Annotated in this window: 20 protein-coding genes and 1 pseudogene; 5 read left to right on the forward strand and 16 right to left on the reverse strand. The window is 67.3% G+C overall.

The window, feature by feature from the left end; translation table 11 throughout:
* Positions 1–4: 4 nt before the first annotated feature.
* The gene (locus tag MicroSTF_RS02965) at positions 5–1,180 is read right to left on the reverse strand and encodes a cysteine desulfurase family protein (protein WP_322953471.1); all 1,176 of its coding nucleotides are present in this window, start codon (positions 1,178–1,180) and stop codon (positions 5–7) included.
* A gap of 100 nt (positions 1,181–1,280) precedes the next feature.
* On the opposite strand from MicroSTF_RS02965, the gene glgX reads away from it, so the two are divergent.
* Genes glgX through glgB form a run of 3 tightly spaced genes read left to right on the forward strand, consistent with a single transcriptional unit; the run spans position 1,281 to position 7,692 of the window.
* The gene (gene glgX / locus MicroSTF_RS02970) at positions 1,281–3,353 is read left to right on the forward strand and encodes a glycogen debranching protein GlgX (protein WP_322953473.1); all 2,073 of its coding nucleotides are present in this window, start codon (positions 1,281–1,283) and stop codon (positions 3,351–3,353) included.
* On the forward strand, positions 3,350–5,491 hold the full coding sequence (locus MicroSTF_RS02975; protein ID WP_401121569.1) for an alpha-1,4-glucan--maltose-1-phosphate maltosyltransferase: 2,142 nt from the start codon (positions 3,350–3,352) through the stop codon (positions 5,489–5,491). Before glgX ends, MicroSTF_RS02975 begins: the two co-directional genes overlap by 4 nt.
* Positions 5,488–7,692 (forward strand): 1,4-alpha-glucan branching protein GlgB, encoded by a 2,205-nt coding sequence (glgB, locus tag MicroSTF_RS02980; protein ID WP_322953475.1) that lies wholly within the window; start codon positions 5,488–5,490, stop codon positions 7,690–7,692. Before MicroSTF_RS02975 ends, glgB begins: the two co-directional genes overlap by 4 nt.
* A gap of 28 nt (positions 7,693–7,720) precedes the next feature.
* Here the strand turns inward: glgB and MicroSTF_RS02985 are convergent, their stop codons facing one another.
* Together MicroSTF_RS02985 and MicroSTF_RS02990 are read right to left on the reverse strand one after the other, a co-directional pair.
* On the reverse strand, positions 7,721–8,644 hold the full coding sequence (locus tag MicroSTF_RS02985) for a tetratricopeptide repeat protein (protein WP_297554056.1): 924 nt from the start codon (positions 8,642–8,644) through the stop codon (positions 7,721–7,723).
* Entirely contained in the window at positions 8,641–10,587 is a 1,947-nt protein-coding gene (locus tag MicroSTF_RS02990) for a hypothetical protein (protein ID WP_051671023.1), read from the reverse strand. The genes MicroSTF_RS02985 and MicroSTF_RS02990 overlap by 4 nt, the downstream gene beginning before the upstream one ends.
* Positions 10,588–10,768: 181 nt before the next feature.
* Between MicroSTF_RS02990 and MicroSTF_RS02995 the strand changes: the two genes are divergently transcribed.
* Complete coding sequence (locus tag MicroSTF_RS02995; protein ID WP_021200487.1) at positions 10,769–11,830, forward strand: AI-2E family transporter; 1,062 nt, start codon at positions 10,769–10,771, stop codon at positions 11,828–11,830.
* A 12-nt stretch (positions 11,831–11,842) separates the two neighbouring features.
* Here MicroSTF_RS02995 and MicroSTF_RS03000 read toward each other — a convergent pair whose 3' ends face one another.
* The 9 genes from MicroSTF_RS03000 to rpsB all read right to left on the reverse strand — a co-directional run bounded on the left by MicroSTF_RS03000 (position 11,843) and on the right by rpsB (position 18,580).
* A complete protein-coding gene (locus tag MicroSTF_RS03000) occupies positions 11,843–12,565 on the reverse strand; it encodes an alpha/beta hydrolase (protein ID WP_029259167.1) in 723 nt (240 codons plus the stop codon).
* Positions 12,562–12,849, reverse strand: a complete 288-nt coding sequence (locus MicroSTF_RS03005) for a hypothetical protein (RefSeq protein ID WP_084487375.1) — start codon at positions 12,847–12,849, stop codon at positions 12,562–12,564. The genes MicroSTF_RS03000 and MicroSTF_RS03005 overlap by 4 nt, the downstream gene beginning before the upstream one ends.
* A gap of 9 nt (positions 12,850–12,858) precedes the next feature.
* The gene (locus tag MicroSTF_RS03010) at positions 12,859–13,533 is read right to left on the reverse strand and encodes a transglycosylase SLT domain-containing protein (protein ID WP_021200485.1); all 675 of its coding nucleotides are present in this window, start codon (positions 13,531–13,533) and stop codon (positions 12,859–12,861) included.
* A 66-nt stretch (positions 13,534–13,599) separates the two neighbouring features.
* A complete protein-coding gene (locus MicroSTF_RS03015; protein WP_021200484.1) occupies positions 13,600–14,178 on the reverse strand; it encodes a DivIVA domain-containing protein in 579 nt (192 codons plus the stop codon).
* Positions 14,178–15,323 (reverse strand): phosphatidate cytidylyltransferase, encoded by a 1,146-nt coding sequence (locus MicroSTF_RS03020; protein WP_029259164.1) that lies wholly within the window; start codon positions 15,321–15,323, stop codon positions 14,178–14,180. Before MicroSTF_RS03020 ends, MicroSTF_RS03015 begins: the two co-directional genes overlap by 1 nt.
* Before the next feature lie 5 nt (positions 15,324–15,328).
* On the reverse strand, positions 15,329–15,883 hold the full coding sequence (gene frr / locus MicroSTF_RS03025) for a ribosome recycling factor (RefSeq protein WP_021200482.1): 555 nt from the start codon (positions 15,881–15,883) through the stop codon (positions 15,329–15,331).
* Positions 15,884–15,951: 68 nt separating this feature from the next.
* Complete coding sequence (gene pyrH / locus MicroSTF_RS03030) at positions 15,952–16,668, reverse strand: UMP kinase (protein ID WP_017830711.1); 717 nt, start codon at positions 16,666–16,668, stop codon at positions 15,952–15,954.
* Between the two features lie 92 nt (positions 16,669–16,760).
* Positions 16,761–17,588, reverse strand: a complete 828-nt coding sequence (gene tsf, locus MicroSTF_RS03035) for a translation elongation factor Ts (protein WP_029259163.1) — start codon at positions 17,586–17,588, stop codon at positions 16,761–16,763.
* A gap of 41 nt (positions 17,589–17,629) precedes the next feature.
* The gene (gene rpsB, locus MicroSTF_RS03040) at positions 17,630–18,580 is read right to left on the reverse strand and encodes a 30S ribosomal protein S2 (protein WP_029265446.1); all 951 of its coding nucleotides are present in this window, start codon (positions 18,578–18,580) and stop codon (positions 17,630–17,632) included.
* Positions 18,581–18,884: 304 nt separating this feature from the next.
* Between rpsB and MicroSTF_RS03045 the strand changes: the two genes are divergently transcribed.
* Positions 18,885–19,409 (forward strand): murein hydrolase activator EnvC family protein, encoded by a 525-nt coding sequence (locus MicroSTF_RS03045; RefSeq protein ID WP_021200479.1) that lies wholly within the window; start codon positions 18,885–18,887, stop codon positions 19,407–19,409.
* Between the two features lie 22 nt (positions 19,410–19,431).
* Here the strand turns inward: MicroSTF_RS03045 and MicroSTF_RS03050 are convergent, their stop codons facing one another.
* From MicroSTF_RS03050 to MicroSTF_RS03065, 4 genes and pseudogenes are all read right to left on the reverse strand, one after another.
* Positions 19,432–20,334, reverse strand: coding sequence for a tyrosine recombinase XerC (locus MicroSTF_RS03050; RefSeq protein WP_322953497.1), 903 nt, complete (start codon positions 20,332–20,334; stop codon positions 19,432–19,434).
* 47 nt (positions 20,335–20,381) lie between these two features.
* Positions 20,382–20,567, reverse strand: a complete 186-nt coding sequence (locus MicroSTF_RS03055; RefSeq protein ID WP_322953499.1) for a hypothetical protein — start codon at positions 20,565–20,567, stop codon at positions 20,382–20,384.
* Positions 20,528–21,592: a DNA-processing protein DprA gene (dprA, locus tag MicroSTF_RS03060; RefSeq protein ID WP_322953501.1), complete on the reverse strand. Its 1,065-nt coding sequence runs from the start codon at positions 21,590–21,592 to the stop codon at positions 20,528–20,530. The genes MicroSTF_RS03055 and dprA overlap by 40 nt, the downstream gene beginning before the upstream one ends.
* Positions 21,589–22,467: pseudogene (locus MicroSTF_RS03065) on the reverse strand (ATP-binding protein); the annotation flags it as partial. The gene dprA and the pseudogene MicroSTF_RS03065, both read right to left, overlap by 4 nt.
* Positions 22,468–22,570: the final 103 nt, after the last annotated feature.

Raw genomic sequence — 22,570 nt, forward strand, 5'->3', positions numbered from 1 at the left:
CAGTCTACGAGCGCGCGGCTGTGCCGGCGCCGGATGCGCGGGCATAGGCGTCAGCGATCGTGGCGAGCACCGCATCGACGTCGGTATCGGTCGAGGTCCGACCGAGCGAGAACCGCAGCACGCTGCGCGCATCCCGTTCGCTGCGCCCCATCGCCATCACGACGTGCGACGGCTCGGCGACGCCCGCCTGGCAGGCGGATCCCGTCGAGGCGGCGACGCCGGCGACATCCAGGAGGAAAAGCAGGCTCTCCCCCACCGCGCCGGGGAACAGCACGTGCGCGTTCCCCGGGAGGCGCACGGTCGGATCCCCCAGCAGTTCTGCTCTCGGCACGGCCGCCCTGATGCCGGACACGAGGCGGTCACGCAGCGCGCTGAGTCGTGCGGTCTCGTCCGATCGTTCGCGCTCTGCGAGCTCCAGCGCCGTCGCGAAAGCGGCAGCTCCGGGGACGTCTTGCGTGCCCGCGCGCAACCCGCGCTGCTGAGCTCCCCCACGCAGCAACGCGGTGAGGCGGGCCGTGCGTGCCGTGACGAGGACTCCCACGCCGACCGGCGCGCCGATCTTGTGGCCGGCGAAGCTCATGGCGACCAGACCGACCCCACCGTCGGCATCACCTCGCAGGGTGCGGAACGACAGGCGCACGTGCCCGAGAGCCGCGACGGCGTCGATGTGCAGGGGAACACCCGCTCCCGCCGCCGCGGCTGCGAGGGAGCGGGTGTCGTTGATGGTTCCGGCCTCGTTGTTCGCCGCGAGGGCCGTCGCCAGAGCGGCACCGGGAAGCTCGGCGGCGAACTGCTCGGGATCGATCCGCGCGTCGGGCGCGACGGGCACTCGTCGCAGTGCTGCCCCTTCATCCACGAGCGCGGCGACCGTGTCCATGGTCGCGTGATGCTCGGCGTCGGGCATCACGATCGCCGACGTTCCGCCCGCGCGGCCGTGCCACAACCCCTGAAGAGCGAGGTTGATGGACTCCGTGCCCCCGGAGGTGAACACGATCTCGATCGGGTCGGCCTCCAGCACCGCGGCGACCCGTTCGCGCGACTCCTCGAGCAGCCGACGCGCATCCTGACCCGCCCCGTGCGTCGACGACGCATTGCCGACCATCTGGGAAGCGGCGAGCCAGGCCTCCCGTGCTTCGGGGCGCAGTGGCGTGGTCGCCGCGTGGTCCAGATAGTGCCGCATCCTTCGATTCTCTCCCGAAACGAGGGCGGAAGGGTGCTGCCTCCAGGTACCGGGTGCGCGCTGACATGAGACGGCAACACATCGCGCCTAGTGTGTACTCATGCCCGAGTCCCGAGACCTCACCGTGCCCGGCGGACCTGCCCTCGACAACCTCGGCGTTCGTCTGCACGACGGCGTCGGTACCCTGCGCGTCTGGTCGCAGAACGCCTCCTCCATCGAGTTGGTCGTCTTCGACGCCACCGACCTCGACTGGGCGACGGACGAAGTGCCGCTCGAGCGACTCGCCGGGGGCGTCTGGGAGGTCACCACCGAACTGCTCCAACCCGGTGTGCGGTATGCCATCCGTGTCGGGGGTCCGCACGGCCCCGGGAACACGTTCAACCCGGAGACGCTGCTCCTCGACCCCTACGCCCGCGGCCTCGCGCAGGGAGACGGGTACGAGGAATGGCGCTCCGTGGTGATCGTCGACGGCTTCGATTGGGGCGAGTCGCAGAAGCCTCGGGTGCCGTTGGACCGCACGGTCATCTACGAGGGGCATCTCAAGGGCCTCACCAAGCGTCATCCCGATGTTCCTCCCGCACTGCACGGCACCTACGCCGGGCTCGCCCACCCCGCGATGATCGCCTACTTCCACTCCCTGGGGATCACCTCGATCGAGCTGCTCCCGGTTCATGCCTTCGTGCCGGAACCTCGCCTCCTCGAGCGCGGTCTCACCAACTACTGGGGCTACAACACGCTGAACTTCTTCACCCCGCACACCGCCTACGCCACCGAGGAGGCCCGCAAGGAGGGGCCGGAGGCAGTGCTGGCCGAGTTCAAGGGCATGGTGCGGCTGCTGCACGAGGCCGGACTCGAGGTCATCCTCGACGTCGTGTACAACCACACGTCCGAAGAGGGCATCGGCGGTCCGCGCTCGAGCCTGCGCGGCATCGACAACGCCAACTACTACCGACAGGATGAGTCCGGCGTCTACGTCGACACCACCGGGTGCGGCAACACCCTGAACACGGCAACCGATGCCGGTGCCCGACTCGTTCTGGACTCCCTGCGCTACTGGGCGCAGGAGATGCAGATCGACGGCTTCCGCTTCGACCTCGCCACGGCCATCGCCCGCGACGCCGCCCACACATACACCCCGGAGCATCCGCTTCTCACCGCCATCGCGGACGATCCGATCCTCGCCGACACCAAGCTCATCGCCGAGCCATGGGACGTCGGTCTCGGCGGCTGGCAGACGGGCAACTTCCCGGCCGGCTGGCATGAGTGGAACGACCGCTATCGCGATCGGGTGCGCAACTTCTGGCTGAGCGACATCGACTACGCCCGGCGAGCATCTGCCCCGGTGGGCATCGGTGGATTCGCGACCCGTCTCGCCGGATCGTCGAACACCTTCAGCGAGGACCTCGGTCCGCTCGCCAGCGTGAACTTCGTCACGGCGCACGACGGCTTCACCCTGCACGACCTCGTCTCCTACGACGTCAAGCACAATGAGGCCAACGGCGAACAGAATCGCGACGGTGCGGACATGAACCGCGCGTTCAACCACGGAGTCGAGGGTCCGACAGACGACCCGACCATCCTCGCCTCGCGGCGCAAAGCCATGCGCAACCTGCTCGGAACGCTCCTGCTGTCCGCGGGCATTCCCATGCTCACCGCCGGCGACGAGGTCGGTCGCACCCAGCGAGGCAACAACAACGCCTATGCCCAGGACTCCGTCCTGACCTGGCTCGGTTGGGAGTTCGAGCCCTGGCAGGACGATCTGCGCGCCCACGTCTCCCGGCTCATCCGGCTGCGCCAGGAGAACCCCGCCTTGCGACCGAGCCGCTACGCGCGACTCGGCGAGCACATCCCCAACGCCTCGGTGATGGACTGGTACGACCAGAACGGGGAGACGATGGAGCAGGACCAATGGGCCGACCCAGGGAACCGGACGCTGCAGTATGTCGCCGCCTCCACTCCCGACACCGAGGCCTACAACCGCATCCTGCTGATCGTGCACGGTACCGAGTCGCCCATCGATGTACGCCTGCCCGTCGAGATCGAAGACGCGACCCGCTTCGTCTCGCTGTGGTCGAGTGCTCAGGAGCGCCCTTCCGATGACGAAGAGGTCTTCGCGCCTGGCGATGTGCTGCCGGTCTCGGGCACGTCGATGAGGCTGTTCCGCATCGAATGAAGCCGGCCGACGACGCACCCTCCGGCGCGCTACCCGTGGCCACGTCCGCGCGGTACATTCGGGAGGTGGCTGCACGTGCTGGTACTCGGTCCTCGGCTCTTCGGAGCCCCGCTCAGATCCCGGCGCGCGCCCTGGGCGTTGCGGATTCTCCCGGTGCACTTCGGACGACCCGCATCCCGCTGCTCGACCCGTCGCCATCGGTACCCGGTGGCTTCAGGCCGAAGGCCTTCGTCGGCGAAGTGGTGCCCTTCAGCGTGGTCGCGTTCCGCGAGGGCCACGACGTCATCGGCGTGCACGTCCGGCTCACGTCCCCTTCCGGAGAAGAGACCCTGCATCGCCTCTCTCCCCGCGACGACGGCACCGACACCTGGTCGACGCCGATCGCGCTCGACGAACAGGGCGAATGGCTCTTCCGGTTCGAGGCCTTCTCCGATGACTTCGCGACCTGGGCGCACGCCGCGGAGCTCAAGGTCGCCGCCGGGGTCGACGTCCCGGTGATGGCAGCGCTGGGGGCAGATCTGCTGGCGCGGGCCGCCGCGGAGAAGGACCGCCCGGCACCGCAGCGGAAACGGCTCGGCGCAGACGCGGTATCCCTGCAGGACGGCGATGCCGCGACGACCATGGCGCTGGCGACGGATGCGGGATTGGTTCAGATCTTCCGCGACCGTCCCGTGACGACTCTGCGCTCCGCGACGCCGACACACACGCTGCATGCCGACCGGCGCGCGGCAGGTGTCGGCGCCTGGTACGAGTTCTTCCCCCGCTCCGAAGGCGCGCGGCGTCTGAAGGACGGCACCGTCAAGAGCGGCACGTTCCGCACCGCGACGCGGCGTCTGCCCGACGTCGCGGCGATGGGTTTCGACGTGGTGTATCTGGTGCCGATCCATCCGATCGGTTCCACCAATCGCAAGGGACGCAACAACACCCTCACCGCCGAGGCCGGAGACCCGGGTTCGCCGTACGCGATCGGGGCCGCGGAAGGCGGGCACGATGCGATCCATCCCGAACTTGGCACCCCGCAGGATTTCCGGGCGTTCGTGCGCGCGGCACGGAGGGAAGGGCTCGAGGTCGCGCTCGACCTCGCACTCCAGGCCTCGCCCGACCATCCATGGGTGCGCGAGCATCCGGAATGGTTCACGACCCTCCCGGACGGCACGATCGCCTACGCCGAGAACCCGCCGAAGAAGTACCAGGACATCTACCCTCTGAACTTCGACAACGATCCGGACGGCATCTACGCCGAGATGCTGCGGGTCGTGCAGCACTGGGTGGCGCAGGGCGTGAAGATCTTCCGCGTCGACAACCCGCACACGAAACCGCTCCAGTTCTGGGAATGGCTCATCGCAGAGGTGAACGCCGTCGACCCCGACGTGATCTTCCTCGCAGAGGCGTTCACCCGACCGGCCGTCATGCGCGCGCTCGCCGCGGTCGGTTTCCAGCAGAGCTACAGCTACTTCACCTGGCGCAACACGAAGGCCGAGCTCGAGGAGTTCCTCGGCTCGGTATCCCACGAGACCTCCGACTACATGAGGCCCAACCTCTTCGTGAACACCCACGACATCCTCACCGAGTACCTGCAGTTCGGTGGCAGGGCGGCCTACAGGATCCGCGCCTGCATCGCCGCGACGGCAGGTCCCGTATGGGGCGTTTACGCGGGCTACGAACTCTTCGAGAACGTCGCCCGTCCCGGGTCCGAAGAGAACATCGACAACGAGAAGTACGAGTACAAGTTCCGAGACTGGGTCGGCGCCGAGGCTCGCGGCGAATCGCTCGCCCCCCTGCTGCGCCGACTCAACGAGATCCGGGGCGCTCATCCCGCGTTGCAGCAGCTCCGCAACTTCCGCGCGCACTGGAGCGACGACGACGCGGTGCTCGTCTACAGCAAGCATCTGGCGGCGCCGTTCACCGGCACCGGTCGCGGAGACACCGTCATCGTCGTCGCCAACGTCGACCCGCACTCGGTGCGGGAGACCACCGTGCACCTCGACACGACCCAGTGGGGCATCCTCCCGGGCGAGGCCTTCGAGGTGGAGGACCTCCTCACGGGAGCCGTCTGGACCTGGACCGATCACAACTACGTGCGACTCGACGCCTTCGCCGAGCCGGTGCACATCCTGAAGGTGAGGGAGCGATCATGAGCTACACGGAAGACGTCGCCGCATCCACCGAATGGGAGGCGGTCTCATCAGCCACGTACCACGATCCTCACTCCGTTCTCGGAGCGCATGCCCACAAGGATGCGGCCGACCGCACCGTCACCGTGATCCGTGCCAGACGCCCGCTCGCAGAAGCAGTCGCAGCCGTCTTCGACGACGGCAGCAGACGGGAGCTCGCCCACGTCGCCCACGGCATCTGGGAGGGCCAGCACAGCGGTCCCCCGGTCCCTTATCGCATCGCCACGAGGTACGCAGATCACGATGAGACAGTGTCGGGAGACCCGTATCGGCATCCGCCGACGCTCGGCGACCTCGACCTGCACCTGATCGCCGAGGGGCGTCACGAACGCCTCTGGGAGGCGTTGGGTGCTCATGTGCGCACGTTCGACGGAGAGATCGGCGTCTCGTTCGCGGTCTGGGCGCCCAACGCCACTGCCGTGCGGGTGGTCGGCGATCACAACGACTGGAACGGCGAAGCCCACGCCATGCGCTCGATGGGCGTCAGCGGCGTCTGGGAGCTCTTCGTTCCGGGGCTTCCGATCGGCACCAGATACAAGTACCAGATCCGCACCCGCGAGGGGGCGTGGATCCTCAAGGCCGACCCGATGGCGCTCGCTGCCGAGGTTCCGCCCGACACGGCATCGATCGTGACGGCATCGACGCACAGCTGGTCGGATGGCGCGTGGATGACGCGCCGGGCGGCCACCCACGCCGTGGCGCAGCCGTTGTCGATCTACGAGGTCCACGTCGGCTCATGGCGGGCGGGCCTCGGATACCGCGAGATCGCCGACCCGCTGATCCAGCATGTGACGGAATCGGGCTTCTCCCACGTCGAGTTCATGCCGCTGGCCGAGCATCCGTTCGGTGGATCGTGGGGCTATCAGGTCAGCGGATACTACGCCCCCACGAGCAGGTTCGGCACGCCCGACGACCTGCGCTATCTCATCGACCGTCTCCACCAGGCCGGCATCGGCGTGATCATGGACTGGGTTCCGGGCCACTTCCCCAAGGATGCCTTCGCACTCGCACGCTTCGACGGTCAGCCTCTCTACGAGCACCCGGACCCACGACGCGGAGAGCATCAGGACTGGGGAACACTCATCTTCGATTACGGCCGCCCGGAGGTCCGCGGATTCCTGGTCGCCAACGCCCTGTACTGGCTCCAGGAGTTCCATGTCGATGGGCTCCGTGTCGACGCCGTCGCCTCGATGCTCTACCTCGACTACTCCCGTCAACCGGGCGAATGGGAGCCGAACATCCATGGCGGGCGCGAGAACCTCGAGGCGATCCGTTTCCTGCAGGAGGTGAATGCCACCGCCTACCGGCTGCACCCGGGGATCCTGATGATCGCGGAGGAGTCCACCAGCTTCCCCGGCGTCACCGCTCCCACCGACCACGCAGGCCTGGGTTTCGGGTTCAAGTGGAACATGGGCTGGATGAACGACTCCCTGCAGTACATCTCCCGCGACCCGATGTACCGCGGGCATCACGAGGGCGAGATGACCTTCTCCTTCGTCTACGCCTTCGGTGAGAACTATCTGCTTCCCATCAGCCACGACGAAGTCGTCCACGGCAAGGGCAGCCTGGTCGCAAAGATGCCGGGAGACCATTGGCACAAGCTGGCGAACGTGCGTGCGTACCTCGCCTACATGTGGGGGCACCCCGGCAAGAAGCTGCTGTTCATGGGGCAGGAGTTCGGCCAGCTGGCGGAGTGGTCGGAAGGGCGCGAGCTGGATTGGTGGCTCCTCGAGCAGCCCTCACATGCCCAGCTGCAGGACTTCATCGGCGAGATGAACCGTACCTACCGGGCGCAGGCCCCTCTCTGGGAACGCGACAACGACGGTTCGTCGTTCAGCCGCCTCGGTGCACCGAGTTGGGAATCTACGGTGATCGCGTTCGAGCGGCGTGACGCGCACGGCGGACGCCTGGTCGTCGTGAGCAACTTCGCCGGGGTGGAACGCACCGGGTATCAGCTCACCCTTCCTCGAGAAGGAGTGTGGCAGGAAGTGCTCAACACGGACGCGGCGGACTACGGGGGTCGAGGATCGGGCAACCTCGGGTTGGTCTATGCGAAACCCTCAGAAACAGGAGCACCGCTCGCGACCCTGACGTTGCCCGCGCTCTCGACGCTGTGGCTGCGCTACCAGTCCGACCCTCACGTGCCAACGGTCAACCACGGCTGAGCGCGCCGGCGACTCGGCGCGTACCTCCCTAGAACAGCAGCGACGAAAGCCGGTTGCGCGCCGACACGACCCGCGGATCCTCCGCACCGATGAGCCCGAAGAGCTCGACCAGGCGCTCACGAACGGGCGTGCGCTGGTCGGACGGGAGCTGCGCGAACAGATCGAGCAGGCGACCGAAGGCGTCATCGACATGCCCGCCGGCGAGGTCGAGGTCGGCCACATCGAACTGCGCCTGGACGTCGAGCGGGCCGTCGGCCGCTGCGGCCCGTGCCGCCTGCAGATCGAGGCCCTGAACGCGGTCGAGCAGCCGCACCTGGCCGAGACCAGCGAGCGCGTCCGCGTCCCGCGGGTTCTCCGCGAGCGCCTTCTCGTACGCCGTGATCGCGGCCGCGTAGTCGCCGACCTCGATCGCCGCGAACGCCTCAGCGTGCAGCGGGGGGAGCTCCGGCTCCACGGGAGGTTCCGGGTCCGCGCCCTCCTCGCCGACCGAGAGCGATCCGGTGACACCGTTCTGCGCCGCCACCTGCAGCAGCTGCGCGAAGACGTCGCGAACCTGCTGCTCCGGCACGGCCCCGGTGAACATCGGCACCGGCTGACCGGCGATCAGGGCCACCACCATCGGGATGGACTGGGCACGGAAGCTCTGCGCGAGCTGCGGATTCGCATCCACATCGACCTTGGCGAGCAGCACGCGTCCGCCGAGCTCGCGCGTCACCTTCTCGATGATCGGGCTCAGCTGCTTGCAGGGGCCGCACCACTCCGCCCAGAGGTCGACGACGACGGGAACGGTGCGCGAGAGCTCGAGGATCTGCCCGAACGTCTCGTCGGTCGCATCCACGACGACATCGGGCAGTCCCTGGGCGGGGGCGCCCTCTGCGGGAGATGCGGGCCGGTTGCGGAGACTCGACAGGTCGACGGCACCGCGCAGGGCGGCAGGAGAGATCTCACTCATTTGATCACCTTCACGGACAGGAGGTCCTGGTGGGCTGCCAGGAGCCGGATCTGCTCCGTCGAGCCCTTTGCCGGGACCGAGAAGAACAGCTGGAACTCGTAGGTCGTCTCGACGCCCTTCGCGGACTCGGTCGCGTCGGTGAGGGCCTTGGCTTGTGCATTGTCGCCGAAACGGATGGAGACGTCGTCTCCCGTCGGCGTCACCGTCTCGGTATCGGTGAGGGTGACGGCGACGATCGCGCCGCTGTCCAAAGTCGTCATCGAGATGGGGGCATCCGTCGTCGGAGCCATGTCGAAGGCGGCCTTCGACGTGTCGGCGGCGCCCTTGTCGGCGAGAGCCTGGATCACGGCCTGACGGCTGTCGGTGATCGACTTGGCGTAGGTCAACGCCAGATCGTCGAACATGTCGTAGAACTCGCTCTGCTCCCCCTGGTCCACCACATCGGCGAAGGTCGAGGCGAGGTTCGCAGGCGGGATCGTCAGGAACGCGGAATCGGAGGGAACGAGCGATGTCCCGAGCCAGGATGCGGCGACCTCGGGAAAGACGGCGTCAGCAGACATCTCGGCGATGTTCGAGACCTTGTAGTTCGACCAGGGGTCGGCCTGCGTCATCGTGAGGACCACCGGCGGCACCGTGTCATCCCCGGTCTTCGACAGCATCAGTACTGTGCGCGGCCACTGATCGGTCGCTTCCGGCAGCACGACCTCGACCTGATCGGTCGGGATCGCCGCGGGCGGAACGGTGTCCGGGAGCTTCGAGCGCAGAGCATACTCAGTGGTCCGCGCTGCGAGAGCGGGCCCCTCGAAGCGGGTAGCGAGCAGGTCGAGGTCGAGTGCTGCGTCGGCTTCGCTCACCGTGCCGGCGAGCGTCTTCAATATGCGCTTGGCCTGCGCTTCGGTCACCGCAGGGGGCTTCTGGTTCTCCGGCGCGATCACCGTCGGACTCGGAGACGGGCTCGGCGAGGCGTCGCCCAGCTGCGGCCACGAGTCCGACGAGCACCCGGCGGCAAGAAGCGCCGTGAGCCCGAGAGCCGGAAGCGCGAGCATGCGACGCCGGCGAGGCCGCGTGGCTGCGCGCATGGAGGTCTTCGCGTCGGGGTCCTTGCTCTCGTCCACGATCTCCGCCTCCTCGACGTCTCCGTCGGCCGGCGCCGCCGTTCCTGCGGAGGGTTCGCTGCGCGGAGCGCCGGACTCCTCGATCGCCGCGCGCTCAGACGGCGGAAGAACCGCGACGTCGATCGGTTCGGTCGCCGGGAGCGGACCCGGGCCCTTGCGCCGGGGGCCGCGGCCGCGGCGCTGATGGCGGATCGCGAGCACGTAGAGGATGAGGCCGAGCAGCAGCACGATTCCCCCGGCGACCATGAGAGGTCCCGCCCACGGCGTCGAGTTGTCCAGCGGCCAGGAGACCACGATGTCATCCGGCGCATCGGCTGTGCCGTCGTAGGCGACGAGCATGCTCGTGCCCTCGGGCAACTGCATGTTCTCGGCCGTGAGACGGTTGTCCTTGACGAACGAGTCGAGCCAGAGATCGGATCCCCGCGGATCACGCCCCGCGGACTCCGCGTCGGCGGAGTCGCCCTCAGCGCCGTCGCTCGGAGCATCGGTCTCGCCGTCAGCGGAGGGCGCCGTGACGTGCTCGACCGCCAGATCGCCGTTCTTCTTCAGCGTGACCTGGTTGTAGTCGGAGTCGGCGAGCCAGGCCTCCATGTCGGCGGTGCGACCATAGCTGCCGAAGATCTCGCCCTCTCCCCGGACGATCAGCGTCTGCGCGCCTGGATTCGCCCGAAGCACGTCGCCGTCGATGAGGACGAAGGGTGCCGGTTCATCGATCTCGACCTGGGTCTGCTGAGTGTCCGGCCCCATGAAGATGGTGCGCTGAGCAATCCCCGCGCCGATCAGCACGGCAGCCAGCACGAAGGCCACCACGGCCCATACGAAACGCACGAATAGTCTCCTCACGCATCGCCGGCACTTGCCAGCGACGCAACACTCGACATTTCAGACTAGCGAAATCAGCTGTGTGTTGCCCACGAGCAGGTTCAGTGCGGGCCGGACCGGCACGTCGTCGGTGCCGAGCCGGACGCTCTGGATAGCCTTGCTGCATCCGTCCTCGAGGAGCCTCCGAATGAAGATCCACAATCCCTTCCGCACCGCCCTGGTGGCGACGCTCGGCGTGGGATTGGGCATCCTGCTGATCAACAGCGTGCAGAACCTCTCCACGGTTCTGCTCTATCTCGGCACGGCTCTCTTCCTCAGTCTCGGACTCGATCCGCTCGTCTCCTTCCTGGAGCGCCGGCGTCTCCCCCGATGGCTCGCTGTCATCGTCACGATCCTCGCGGTGCTCGGCATCTTCGTCGGCATCGTGCTCATCGTCCTTCCCGTGCTGGTCGACCAGATCTCCCAGCTGATCGCCCAGATCACGGCGATCGTGCAACGCGGTACCGCGATCGACGACCTCAAGCAGTGGATGACGGACGCGTTCCCCAACCTGAGGGTCGATGATGTCTTCACCTACGTCGAGGACTGGCTCACCACGAACCTGACCGAGATCGGCGGCTCCATCGGCCAAGGGTTCCTCGTGGCGAGTGGCGCCGTGCTCAGCGGCCTGTTCGGTGCGTTCATCGTCCTCATCCTGACGATCTATCTCACGGCTTCCACGCCGTCCCTCAAGCGGGCGGTCTACCAGCTGGCTCCGGCGTCGAAACGTGACAGGTTCATCGACCTGTCCGAACAAATCACGGATTCGGTCGGCTATTACGTCATGGGGCAGGTGACGCAGGGTGTCATCAACGGCGTGCTCAGCGCGATCTTCCTGTCGATCATCCAAGCACCGTTCCCCGCCGTCCTCGCGGTGATCGCGTTCTTCTTCTCCCTGATCCCGCTCGTCGGCACCCTGACCGGCTCCACGATCATCGTGCTGGTGTGTCTCATCCCCGGCCTGGGCTCTCCGGCGACCGCGATCGCCGCTGCGATCTACTACCTGATCTACATGCAGATCGAGGCCTACATCATCTCGCCGCGCATCATGAGTCGTGCGGTCTCGGTACCGGGGGCGGTCGTCGTGGTCGCGGCACTCGCCGGAGGAAGCCTTCTCGGTCTGCTGGGCGCGCTGATCGCCATCCCGGTCGCCGCGAGCATCCTGATCATCTACCGGCAGGTGCTCATCCCGCGGATGAACGAGCTCTGAACCCGCTGCGCGTCAGTCGTCGGTCGGCCAGTGCGTCGCGAGAGGCAGTGCCGCAGGATTTACCGCGGCCACGATCTCCGTCAGCACGCGTCGCGTCTGGGTCTCGCCCACCCAGAGGTGCTTCCCCCCGTCCACCGCGATCAGTTGTGCGTGCGGGATCGCAGCGAACCTCTCGCGGGCCTCGGCGGGGCGCAGGTAGTCATCCAGCTCCGGTACCAGGACGACCACGGGGCGGTCGACCGTCGCCCACGCGGCGACCTCTTCCGGTGTCGCGCGGTGCAAAGGCGGCGAAAGGAGGATGATCCCCTCGATGTCGTGCTCCCGACCGTACTTCAACGCGAGTTCCGTGCCGAAGGACCATCCCAGCAGCCAGGGGCGAGGCAGAGCGCGTTCACGCACGAAGTCCATCGCCGCGGCGACGTCGAACTGTTCGGACGCCCCGCCATCGAAGGATCCGTCACTGGTCCCACGAGGTGATGCGGTCCCCCTCGTGTTGAATCGCAGCACGGCCAGATCCGCCAGAGCGGGCAGACGTGCAGCCGCTTTGCGGATGATGTGCGAATCCATGAACCCGCCGGCCGTAGGCAGGGGATGAAGCGTCACGAGAGTCGCGACAGGAGTCGTGGTCTCCGGCACGGCGAGCTCTCCGACCAACGTGAGACCGTCGGCGGTCTTCAGCTCGATGTCTTCGCGTCGCGCCGGAAGCTCCAGTGGTCCTCGGATCTCGATGCTCATGCAAGCCTCCAACAGTGTGTGTGCCAGTGTCGCCGTGCGGCGAGGTCAGCCGCGTCGCCGAGCACGCCGTCCGCGCGCCAGGCGACGAGATGGGCGGTTCCGGCGACGATCGATCGACCGCAGCCCGGGCAGAGATAGTCCTTCTGCGCCTGCGCCCCGGAAACCGGTTGCACGGTCCACTCACCGCCGCGGCGGGTCTCGGTACGCTTCCAGCCCGCGAGGAGGCGATCGAAGGAGTCCTCGGGGTCAGGGCGCTCCGAAGGACGTCTGCGAGAGCGGGGCATACTGCCTGCTCACCACCAGTGGTTGTTGACCCAGAAGTTGTACGCACCGGCCCAGCTGCCGTAGCGGCCGGTGGCGTATCCGGTCGCCCAGCGAAGGTTGTCGACCGGGTTGTAGCCGTTGCCGGGCACCTTGCTGCATGGCAGCGCCTGCACCAGACCGCAGGCACCGGAGGACTTGTTCGTGGCGTTCGGGTTCCAACCGCTCTCGCGGGACACAACGTAGTCGACGTACTGCCAGTCGCTCTGCGCGATGCCGGCTGCCGCCATCCACTCTGCAGGAGCACCGCCTCCCGTGTACGGAGGAAGGCTACCTCCGGAAGGCTTTCCGGAGGATCCCCCACGGGGTGCCGCAGCCACGGTCGGGACCGGAGCCGGCTTCGGCTTCACATAGACCTCGAACCCTCCGCGCACGACGGGTGCGATCTCGGCACCTTCGACGGTGACGGTGAGGTTCTGAGTGTCCGCGAGCGCAAGCGAATAGGCGGAGTCCGGCGACTCCTCAGGGGCGGGTGCGGCCAATGCCACCCCGGTCGGTGCGACCAATGCACCGGCGAAACCCACGACGGCGAGGGAACTGAAGACCCCGACGACACCACGGCTGCGAGACCAGCGTCGTGTGCCCGTGCGCGCCGAACGAGCCTTCACCGCGGGCACCGGCGAGAGGTCGTTTCTTTCGAGATTCATGTCGTTTCGGGAGTTCACGATGAGGGACAGTCTACGCAAGAGTGCCTGGATCGACCATCAGGAACCTCAGCGAACGGCGAGAATCACGTCGATCGTGGCGTCCAGAAGGGCATCCACCTGCTCCTCGCGGTATCCCCCACGCTGCATCCGGAACGCCGCCGAGCGCAACTGCTCGGCAGTCAGCGCTTCGCCGTCGCGGAGATACCGCACGATACGCGTCGACACATGATCGACCTCATCGAGACGGTACCCGAAGGTGAGCACTCCGGTACGGGCGAAGCGGTGGCGCCGTGGTCGCGCCAGGTGATCCAGGATCACCTGCGCGTCTGCTCTGGCCTGCTCCACCCAGGCACCTGCTCCCGCGGATCGCACCGCGCGTTCGCGTTCTCGAGCGGCGAAGGCGTCTTCGACACGGCCGAGCGCCGCGTCGACATCCGCGACGACGTATCCGTTCTTCACCAGCGGGAAGGAGGCCGTCCGCACATCGTCCGCGCTGAGTTCATCGCCGCCCGCCTCGAACGCGCGGCGGGCAGATGCGAGGAACGTGTCGACGGCTGCCCGGTGATAGCCACGCACCCGACCGGAGGTGAGTGCGAATGCCGGCGGCGTCGATTCCGCCTGTTCGTCGAGCTGATCTTCGTTCATCACAGAACCACCCAAGGAGAGAAGAGGAAGTAGAGACAGAGCGCAGGGATCGTCGAGGGCAGAATGCTGTCGAGTCGATCGAGCAGCCCTCCGTGACCGGGGAGCCAGGAACTCATGTCCTTGATGCCGAGGTCGCGCTTGAGCATCGATTCACCGAGGTCCCCCAGCGTCGCGGAGAGCAGGATCGACGCGCCGAAGATCACGCCGCACCACCACGGCAGCTCCAGGAGGAAGATCGCGAGCAGCACCCCCGCAGCGAGCGAGGCGATGACGGCGCCGCCGAAGCCCTCCCAGGTCTTCTTCGGGCTGATCTTCGGAGCCATCGGGTGACGGCCGAAGGCGAGACCGGCGGCGTACGCGCCCGTGTCGGCCGCTACGGCGATCGCGATGAAGCTGAGGACCCACCATTGACCGCCCTCCTGCTTGAGGAGGATGAGCGCGATCCCCGCGAGGAAGGGGACGTAGACCTGCACGAACCCGCTCGTCACGGCGTCGGCGAGGACGTCCCCGTAGGTGCGGCCGTCCTTCTCCACCATCTGCGCGATGAGCCGCCACACGATGACGAACGCGACGGACACGAAGAGCATCACCCAGCACAACCAGGGCTCGGCGAAGTACGCAGAGAGCACGAGGAACGCGGCGGCGATCAGCTGAGGGACCACGTCGACGCGGCGACCCGAGCTCCGCAGCGCTCGGGAGAGCTCGTAGACACCGAGCAAGGCGGCCGCGAGAGCGAACGGGACGAAGAGCACCTTGAGGAAGAGCAACGATCCCAGGAGCGCAGCGCCGAAGGCGAGACCGATCAGAATGGCGAGGACGAGATCGCGGCCCGTGCGCTCCTTGATACGTTCGTTCGCCTGGTCGAGCTGGTCGCGTGCATGGGAGACATGGCTGCCGAGTTCATCCCGTGCTGCGCGCCACTGTTCCCGGATAGCGTTGTGATCCGCCGTGTCCAGGGGACCGACGCCGCCCGAGGGCATGCGCTCCGAAGCTGCGGGAAGCGGTGGGCGCGGAGGGACGGCAGCCGCGTCGAAAGACGGGAACGCGGCGTCAACGAGCGGGACGCCGTCGGATGGGGTCTTCCCGTTCCCGCCGTGACGCGTGAACGGCCCATCGTCGTCGGCATCTCGCGTTTCGTCAGACATCCCGACTACACCTCGAGGAGTTCTGCCTCTTTGCGCTTCAGCGCGTCATCGATGAGCTCGACGTGCTGACGTGTCAGGACGTCGAGCTCCTTCTCTCCGCGCGCGATCTCGTCCTCACCGAGCTCGCTCTTGAGGGCATCGAGCTCGTCCTTGGCCTTGCGACGGATACCACGGACGTGGACCTTCGCGTCCTCGGCCTTGGTCTTGACGAGCTTGACGTACTCCTTGCGGCGCTCGGCCGTGAGCTCCGGCATCGTCACGCGAACGAGGTTGCCGTCGTTCGTCGGGTTGGCTCCGAGGTTGGGCATGTCACGGATCGCCTGTTCGATCGCCTTCAGCGCCGACTTGTCGTACGGCGTGATGATGAGCGTGCGAGCTTCCTGGTTCGCCAGGGAGGCGAGCTGGGCGATCGGCGTGGGAGTGCCGTAGTAGTCCACGAGGACCTTCTGGAACATCTGCGGGTTCGCACGACCGGTGCGCACCGTGGAGAAGTCCTCCTTGGCAGCTTCGACCGCCCGGTTCATGCGAGTGGTGGTTTCAGCGAGGACGTCCGCGATCACGGTGACTCCTATCGTCGGGGTGTTCTGCAAATTCTATCGGGCGAAGTCGTCTCCGCCGTGTCACACACTCAGGCGGTGACGAGGGTTCCGATCGGCTCGCCGAGGAGCGCACGGGTCACGTTCCCGGCGGGCTCCATGCCGAACACGCGCATGTCCATACTGTTGTCCATGCACAGGCTGAAGGCGGTCGAGTCGACGACCTTGAGACCACGCTGGAGCGCATCTCGATAGGTGACGCGCTCGATGCGCTCCGCGTCGGCATGCTTGTTGGGGTCGGCGGTGTAGATGGCGTCGACGCCGTTCTTGGCGACGAGGACCTCGTCCGCGCCGATCTCGAGCGCACGCTGTGCCGCGACGGTGTCAGTGGAGAAGTACGGGAGGCCGGCCCCGGCACCGAAGATGACGACCCGCCCCTTCTCGAGATGACGCTCAGCCCGGCGCGGAATGTACGGCTCGGCGACCTGGGTCATCGAGATGGCGGACTGCACGCGGGTGGCGGCCCCGGCCTGCTCGAGGAAGTCCTGCAGGGCGAGCGCGTTCATGACCGTGCCGAGCATGCCCATGTAGTCGGCGCGACCGCGGTCCATGCCTCGCTGGCTCAGTTCTGCGCCGCGGAAGAAGTTGCCCCCGCCGACGACGATCGCGACCTCGACACGGTCCACCGCAGCGGCGATGTCACGGGCGATCTGCGAGACCACGTCGGGGCTGACACCCAGCTGTCCCGCTCCGAATGCCTCTCCGGAGAGCTTGAGAAGGACGCGTCGGCGTCCGGTGCGTTCAGTCATGGGTGGGTGTCCTCTCGTCCCGATTCAAGATAGTGCCTCGTGGGCATGAAGAAGGGGTTCGGATCTTGGCGATCCGAACCCCTTCGACGGTGCTACGCGCCGACCTTGAAGCGCGCGAAGTCCGTCACGGTGATACCGGCGTCCTTCGCCACCTGGGCGACCGACAGCTTGTTGTCCTTGGCATAGTCCTGCTCGAGCAGGGCGACCTGCTTGATGAACGCAGAGACGCGGCCTTCGACGATCTTCGGGAGAGCCGCTTCCGGCTTGCCCTCGTTGCGGGAGATCTCAGTGACGATCTCGCGCTCCTTCTCGACCGCGTCAGCCGGCACGTCTTCACGCGACAGGTAGGACGGGTTGGCGAACGAGATGTGCTGCGCAATGCTGCGCGCGGTCTCGGCATCGTCACCCGAGTAGGCGACGACGACGCCGATCTGCGGCGGAAGGTCCTTGCTCGTGCGGTGCAGGTAGACCTCGACCTTGTCGCCGGTGATCGTGCGCACGCGGCGCAGCTCGACCTTCTCGCCGATGATCGCGGCTTCTTCGGAGATGACCTGCTCGACGCTCTTGTCGCCGGCAGAGGCGGCGAGGGCGGCGTCGACCGAGTCGGCCTTGACCGCTGCTGCAGCGTCGGCGACCTTGTCGGCCAGCGCGATGAAGCGCTCGTTCTTCGCGACGAAGTCGGTCTCGCAGGCGAGCTCGATGAGCGTCACGGCGCCGTCCTGCTCGCGAGCGACGATCAGTCCCTCGCTCGTGGAACGGTCAGCGCGCTTCGCGTTGCCCTTCGCCCCCTTGAGACGCAGGATCTCGGTGGCCTTCGCGACGTCTCCGTCAGCCTCCTCGAGCGCCTTCTTGGTGTCGACCATTCCGGTGCCGAGCTGCTCACGCAGCGCCTTGAGGTCAGCGATGGTGAAGTTGGCCATGTGTGGTGGCTCCTTGCTTCGTTAGGTGTGTGTACGAGGGATTACTTGGCGTCAGCAGCCTCGGCGGCGGCGACCTCAGCGGTCTCCTCACCGGAAGCGGCGGCGATCGCCTCGTCGTGCGCCTCAGCACCGGCCTCGTCGGCAGCGGTCTCGTCGGCGGCGGGCGTCTCGACGACGGCAGCGGCGTCGTCTGCCGTGACGACCTCGGCGGCGTCAGCGGACTCCTGAACCTCCTGTGCGGGAGTCTCGAGGAGCTCCTTCTCCCAGTCGGCCAGCGGCTCGGCGTCGCCGGTCTCCGGGTTGTGCTTCTGCTGCAGGCCCTCGGCAGCGGCGTCGGCGATGATGCGCGTCAGCAGCGAGACGGAGCGGATCGCGTCGTCGTTGCCGGGGATCGGGTACTGGAAGTCATCCGGGTCGGCGTTCGTGTCGAGGATGCCGATCACGGGGATGCCGAGCTTCTTGGCCTCATCGATCGCGAGGTGCTCACGCTTGGCGTCGACGACCCAGATGGCCGAGGGCGTCTTGGTGAGGTTGCGGATACCGCCCAGCGACTTGTGCAGCTTGTCGAGCTCGCGCTTCTTGAGCAGGAGCTCCTTCTTGGTGAAGCCGCTGTTCGCGGGGACCTCGTAGTCGAGCTCCTCGAGCTCCTTCATACGAGCGAGACGCTTGGAGATCGTCTGGAAGTTGGTGAGGAGTCCACCGAGCCAGCGCTGGTTGACGAAGGGCTGACCCACACGGGTCGCCTGCTCGGCGAGGATCTCCTGCGCCTGCTTCTTGGTGCCGACGAAGAGGATCGTGCCACCGTGGGCGACGGTCTCCTTGACGAAGTCGTAGGCCTTGTCGATGTAACCCAGCGACTGCTGCAGGTCGATGATGTGGATACCGCTGCGCTCGGTGAGGATGAAGCGCTTGACCTTCGGGTTCCACCGACGGGTCTGGTGTCCGAAGTGCACGCCGCTGTCGAGCAGCTGGCGGATGGTGACCACAGCCATGGTCGTCTCCTGGTTCTGGCGCGGTTCTGCGCCGTTGAGGTTGCAAGCCGATCGGATGATCGGACTTCCTGGTGCCCGGCCCACGCCCGCCTTATCGAGGAGAAGGACCTGTGGGAGTGGATGCCGCGAAGTGAATCGCTTTGGGCACGCGTAGTCACCTCGATTTCGAGGTGCTCCCCCAGCATACAGGATCGCGCGGGCACTCACCCTGCACGTCACGCCGCACGCCGGTCTTGTTCCGGTGTCCCGCGGCGGCCGACCATTCCGGTGCCCGCGACGGAGTGCATCCGACCAGACTCGCACCATGCGCACAGTCCCCCGAGCCCTTTCCCTTCTCGTTGTCGCTCTGCTGCTCGCTCTCACCGCGCCGGCTCCCGTGGCGGCGGCGGAAGCTCCCTCGACAACCGAATGGCCTCGCTGGAGCTGGCCGGTGGCCGGGCCTCGCGCTGTCGCGGCTCCGTTTCGCGCGCCCGCGCACGAGTACGGTGCCGGCCATCGCGGCGTCGATCTGGCCGCCGTGGTCGGCGCAGAGGTGTCCGCCCCCGCGGACGGTGTGGTCGCCTTCCGCGGCACCGTGGTGGATCGGCCGCTCCTCACCATCGAGCACACCGGCGGCCTCGTGACGACTCTCGAACCCGTTCGGTCGACGCTCGTCGCGGGTGATGTCGTCACGGCCGGGCAGGCGCTCGGAGTTTTGGATATCGGCGGGCACACCGCCGCGGGTTCCCTCCACCTCGGCGTGCGGCTGGACGGCGACTACATCAATCCCCTGCTGCTCTTCGACGACGTTCCGAGAGCCGTCCTGCTCCCCTGCTGCGAAGCACGCTGAGCGACGGGGGCTTAGCGAGAGATCATGCGCGCGGATGGGCCAGTCGATAGGTCGCCGTCAGACGCTCGGTGGAGACGTGGGTGTATATCTGCGTCGTACCGAGGCTGGCGTGTCCGAGGATCTCCTGGACCGCCCTCAGATCGGCTCCCCCGTCGAGCAGATGAGTTGCCGCGGTGTGCCGCAGAGCGTGAGGACCGATCGTCTCGGCACCCACGATCGGCGCGAGAACCCGCGCGACGAGTTCGTACACGGTCCGCGGCCCTACCCTGCCACCGCGGCTGCCCAGGATCACGGCAGGGGTGAAGGTTCGGGCGCGCGCGACGAGTACCGGCCTACCGCGCCTCAGGTACGCCGACAATGCGTCGCGCGCCGGAGTGCCGTAGGGCACGATGCGTTCCTTCGCGCCCTTGCCGAGCACTCGCGCCGTACCGCGGTCGAGATCGAGATCGTCGATGTCCAGTCCGCAGAGCTCGGAGACACGGATACCGGAGCCGTACAGCAGCTCGAGGATGGCGTGGTCTCTCAACGCGATCGGGTCGCCCTCTTCGGCGGCGTCGCGGTGAGAATCCAGAAGTGTCGACATCGCGTCCCGCGAGGCGACCGTCGGCAACGTCCTCCCCCTCTTCGGGGCGACCAGGCGCAGGCTCGGATCATGCGTGATGAGCGCCTGCTCCTGAGCCCAATTGAAGAATGAGCGGGCCGTGGCGGCGCGGCGCGCGAGGGTCGATCTGGCGTCGCCACGCTGAGTGGCGCGCCACAGCCAGTCCCGAAGCACCTCGAGGTCGACCGACTCGAGGGGAACACCACCCGCCGCGGCGTCGAGGTCTCGCAGGTCTGAGCGATAGGCCTTGACGGTCGCGGCGGACAGCCGGCGCACCTTCTCCAGGTGTTCGGCGAACGCCTCCGTCGCGGCAGCGAGATCCATGAGTCCAGCTTGCCCCGCGCATGCTCTGTCCGCGGCAGCCTCGCCGTTCATCGTGCACGGGAAGTCGATGCTCTCGCCGGGCGCTGACGATGCCACCCTCCGTCGTCGTGCGCGACGTCGCCCTCGAGATGAAGGAGCCCGAGTACGGCCCGAACCCGATCAGGAGACAGGCCGGAGCGACGCGCCACCTCTTCTATGGACAGACGCGTCCGGGTACCCAACGCATCGAGCACGCGGCTGTGGCTCGAGTCCCGCTCTGACCGTCTTCCTCGACTCTTTCGTCGATCGCGCCGTACAACTCCCTCACCTCCTGCGCGGAGGTCACACAGTGTGCGTCGTACTCGCGGAGCAGACGATGACACCCCGCCGACGACGCAGACGTCACTGCACCGGGCACGGCGCCGAGTGGGCGACCGAGCGAGGCCGCGTGGCCCGCGGTGTTCAGCGATCCACTTCTCCACCCCGCCTCGACGACGACCGTCGCATGGCCGAGCGCCGCGATCAAACGGTTTCGAGCGAGGAATCGCCACTTGGTGGGCGCCGTCCCACACGGCGGCTCACTCACGAGAGCCCCTCGTTCCGCGATCTGACGCAGGAGACTCTGATGGCCGGCAGGATATGCGCGGTCCACGCCGCCGGCGAGGATCGCGATCGTGGCGCCCTGAACGCCGAGTGCGGCACGATGCGCGGCCCCATCGATCCCGTACGCACCACCGGAGACGATCACGGCGCCGGTGGCCGCGAGGTCACCCGCCAGTTCGGTCGCCACGTGCTCGCCGTACCCGCTGCAGGCTCGAGCCCCGACGATCGAGACTCGGGGCTCGCGGCTGAGCAACTCCACGCGGCCGCGCACCCACAGCACGCTCGGGGCGTGGGGGCCGAGATCCGTGAGACCGCGGGGCCATGCGGCATCTCCCGGGATCACGAGCTGCGTTCGCACGGCGACACCTCCGCGCAGCGCGGCCATGACCGCCCGAGGATCGGCGCGTGGGCGCCAGCGGGCTCGACCGTCGACCAGTGCGCGCGTCGCCGTAGCGCTGGCACCGCCCGGAGGGAGAAGCGACGACGAATCTCCCACAGCGAGAGAAAGCGCATCCGCTGCACCGAGCGATTCGATCAACGATCCGGCCACCGCATCGCCGGGCTCGGCGATCACAGACCAGGCGACACGCGCGACGCAATCGGCCAGCTCATCACCGGGATGGAGGGTGCGGGCGAGGGCGAGGATCTCGGAATCAGCGAGGAGGACATCCATCATCGCGGGAGCCCCCTTCGGAGATGCAGCGCCCGTCCGACCTCGTCGATCCCGGGACGATCGAGCTCCGCCAGATCTGCCATCGTCCAAGCCACACGCAGAACGCGATCGTATCCACGGAGCGTGAGGGCGCCGCGCTCGAGGGCTCGATCGAGTGGAGCGCGCACCGCAGGAGCCAGTCGGAGTTCCCCCTGACGCAGACTGGTCCCCGGCGCTTCTGCATTGCGTCGCCACCGCATACTCATCCACCGACGGGCAGCTCGCTCTCGGGCCGCAGCGACGCGTTCTCGAGCCTGCGCCGTCGTCATCGATGGAGAATGATCGCCCATCGCTCGCGATGCCGCGACACGACTCACCTGCAGATCGATGTCGAGACGGTCGCGAAGCGGTCCGGACAAGCGCGTGGAGTATCGCCTGATCGACATGGGTGGGCAGACGCACTCCGCGCCGCGGACACCGTGGTTCCCGCACGGACAGGGATTCATCGCGAGCAGCAGCTGGAATCTCGCGGGAAACGTGGCGGTGAATCCCGCCCGATGCACCTCGATCGCCCCGGATTCGAGCGGCTGTCGGAGCGCATCGAGTGCGACCCGGGAGAACTCGGCAGCCTCGTCCAGGAACAGCACACCGCGGTGGGCACGTGCGATCGCTCCCGGTCGCGCCGTGCGCGAGCCCCCTCCGACCAGCGATGCGACAGACGCGCTGTGATGCGGCGCCTCGATCGGCGGGAGCACATCGAGCGCTGCGACGGGCTCTCCGCTGAGTGATCGCACCGACGCGACCTCTAGTGCCTCCTGCTCCGTGAGGGACGGCATGATGCCCGGAAGCCTGCGCGCGAGCATCGTCTTACCCGCGCCTGGAGGTGCAGGAAAGCGTAAAGACCATGTGTGCGCGCCCTGCTAGCGCCGCAGAAGTCGCGGCGGTTGTCTCCAAGGTTGGCTTTGAGATGAAGAAGAGCCAGATCTGCCAGCGGCGGTCGAA

This window comes from Microbacterium sp. STF-2 (genome assembly GCF_034650155.1).
GTDB lineage: Bacteria > Actinomycetota > Actinomycetes > Actinomycetales > Microbacteriaceae > Microbacterium > Microbacterium maritypicum_A.